3 protein-coding genes are annotated in these 2,479 nt (G+C 68.3%); all 3 read right to left on the reverse strand.

The genetic code is table 11. From position 1 onward, the window contains the following. Window positions 1-98: 98 nt before the first annotated feature. Window positions 99-656 (reverse strand): ribosome recycling factor, encoded by a 558-nt coding sequence (gene frr, locus ACJOT3_RS34045; RefSeq protein ID WP_406977247.1) that lies wholly within the window; start codon window positions 654-656, stop codon window positions 99-101. A 61-nt stretch (window positions 657-717) separates the two neighbouring features. Beyond that, window positions 718-1,443 (reverse strand): UMP kinase, encoded by a 726-nt coding sequence (gene pyrH / locus ACJOT3_RS34050; RefSeq protein ID WP_406977248.1) that lies wholly within the window; start codon window positions 1,441-1,443, stop codon window positions 718-720. A 184-nt stretch (window positions 1,444-1,627) separates the two neighbouring features. Continuing rightward, a complete protein-coding gene (tsf, locus tag ACJOT3_RS34055; protein WP_406977249.1) occupies window positions 1,628-2,464 on the reverse strand; it encodes a translation elongation factor Ts in 837 nt (278 codons plus the stop codon). Between the last annotated feature and the right edge of the window lie 15 nt (window positions 2,465-2,479).

Here is a 2,479-nt window from a genome sequence, read left to right on the forward strand (position 1 = left end):
GCCCCGGCGTCGCCGGGGCCGACCTGCTGAGTGTCGTCGGGTCTGTGCTCCGGCGAGTGGTCATCGCCTCCGGAGCCGCTGGAAGGAGTCGTCACCGGCTAGACCTCAAGGAGTTCCGATTCCTTGTGCTTGAGGAGCTCGTCGACGGAACCGACGTACTTGTGGGACAGCTCGTCCAGCTCCGACTGCGCACGGTGGGCCTCGTCCTCGCCGACCTCGCCCGCCTTGACGGCCTTCTCGAAGGCGTCCTTGGCGCGGCGGCGGACGTTGCGGATCGAGATCTTGGCGTCCTCGCCCTTGGTGCGCGCGACCTTCACGTACTCCTTGCGGCGCTCCTCGGACAGGTCCGGGAAGACGACCCGGATGACCTGGCCGTCGTCGGACGGGTTGACGCCCAGGTCGCTGTTGCGGATGGCGTTGATGATCGAGGTCCGGGAGTTGACGTCGAACGGCGAGATGACGACCATGCGCGGCTCGGGGACCGAGAAGGACGCGAGCTGGTTGATCGGCGTCGGCGCGCCGTAGTAGTCGACGGTGATCTTGTTGAACGTCGCCGGGGTGGGACGCCCGGTGCGGATCGCCGCGAAGTCCTCCTTCGCGACGATGACGGCCTTCTCCATCTTCTCCTCGGCTTCGAGGAGGGTCTCTTCGATCATGGGGCGCTCCCGGTTCTCGGCTGTGGTGTGCGTGGCTCTTGAGGGTGTCGCCGCGGCCGCCTCAGGCGGGGATCGGCCCGACGATCGTGCCGATCTTCTCACCGCGGACGGCGCGCAGGATGTTGCCCTGGCTCATCAGGTCGAAGACGACGATGGGCAGCCCGTTGTCCATGCACAGGCTGACGGCGGTGGCGTCCATGACCTTGAGGCCGCGGGTGAGGACCTCGTTGTAGTTGAGCTTGTCGAACTTGACCGCGTCCGCGTTGCGGCGGGGGTCGGAGTCGTAGACCCCGTCCACCTGGGTGCCCTTGAGGACGGCCTGGGCGCCGATCTCCAGGGCGCGCTGGGCCGCGGTCGTGTCGGTGGAGAAGAACGGGGCGCCCAGGCCGGCGCCGAAGATGACCACACGGCCCTTCTCCAGGTGGCGCACGGCGCGGCGGGGGATGTACGCCTCGGCGACCTGGCTCATGTGGATGGCGGTCTGGACACGGGTGTCCACGCCCAGGCGCTCCAGGAAGTCCTGGAGGGCGAGGCAGTTGATGACGGTGCCGAGCATGCCCATGTAGTCGGCGCGGCCGCGCTCGATGCCGCCCTCGGTGAGCTGGGCGCCGCGGAACATGTTGCCGCCGCCCACCACGACCGCGACCTGGATGCCCTCGGACACGGCCTCGGCGATGGACTCGGCGACGTACTGGACGACCTCCGGGTCGATGCCCAGGCCGCCCCCGCCGGCGAACGCCTCACCGGAGAGCTTGAGCATCACGCGCTTCCAGCCTGCGTCGTGCATGGCGGGTTCGGTGTTCGTCGCTGCGTTCACGGCCTGTGGCCTCCCTTGTATTCCCCGAGTGGCACAGGGTCCCCCGAGTGCTCCTGCTGCGGGCGGTGTGGGCCGTCATGCCCCCCGAAACCGCCCATATCCACCGAAGGTGCCGGGGAGAGCGTTCTCCCCGGCACCTCCATCATGTCAAAACCTAGGCCTGGCCGACCTTGAAGCGGGCGAAGCGCTTGACCGTGACGCCGGCGGCGTCGACGACCTGCTGGACCGACTTCTTGTTCTCCTTGACGAACGGCTGGCCGAGCAGCGTCACGTCCTTGAAGAAGCCGTTGAGGCGGCCCTCGACGATCTTGGGGATCGCCTGCTCGGGCTTGCCCTCCTCGCGGGTGGTCTGCTCGGCGATGCGGCGCTCGTTCTCCACGACCTCGGCCGGGACCTCGTCCTTGGAGACGTACTGCGGGGCCATCGCGGCGATCTGCTGCGCGAGGTCCTTGCCGACCTCCTCGTTCACCTGGTCCAGCTCGACCAGGACGCCCATGGTGGGGGGCAGGTCCGGGTCGGACTTGTGCAGGTAGGCGGAGACGAAGGCGCCGTCGAACTTGGCGAAGCGGCGGAACTCCAGCTTCTCGCCGATGATCGCGCTCTTCTCCTCGATGTAGCCCTGGAGGGTCTTCCCGGGCTCGATCTCGGCGGCGGCGACGGTGGCGAGGTCGTCGCTGTCCTGGGCGGCGACGAAGTCGGCCACCTGGTCGGCCAGCGCGATGAACTGGGCGTTCTTGGCGACGAAGTCGGTCTCACAGTTGAGCTCGATCAGGGTGGCCTTGCCCTCGCCCTGCTGGCGGAGGACGACCGTGCCCTGGGCGGCGGTGCGGCCCGCGCGCTTGTCGACGGACTTGGCGCCCTTGATGCGCAGGGCCTCGACGGCCTTGTCGAAGTCGCCGTCGGCCTCGGTCAGGGCCTTCTTGCAGTCCATCATGCCCGCGCCGGTCATGTCGCGCAGCTTCTTGACGTCCGCGGCGGTGAAGTTCGCCATGACTGTTGGATTCCC

Source organism: Nocardiopsis protaetiae (assembly GCF_045446735.1).
Lineage (GTDB): Bacteria > Actinomycetota > Actinomycetes > Streptosporangiales > Streptosporangiaceae > Nocardiopsis > Nocardiopsis protaetiae.

Excerpts from the sequence above, each read along its gene's own strand:
- pyrH (WP_406977248.1), bottom strand. The coding sequence starts at position 1,443 with ATGCACGACGCAGGCTGGAAGCGCGTGATGCTCAAGCTCTCCGGTGAG.
- tsf (WP_406977249.1), bottom strand. The coding sequence starts at position 2,464 with ATGGCGAACTTCACCGCCGCGGACGTCAAGAAGCTGCGCGACATGACC.
- frr (WP_406977247.1), bottom strand. The coding sequence starts at position 656 with ATGATCGAAGAGACCCTCCTCGAAGCCGAGGAGAAGATGGAGAAGGCC.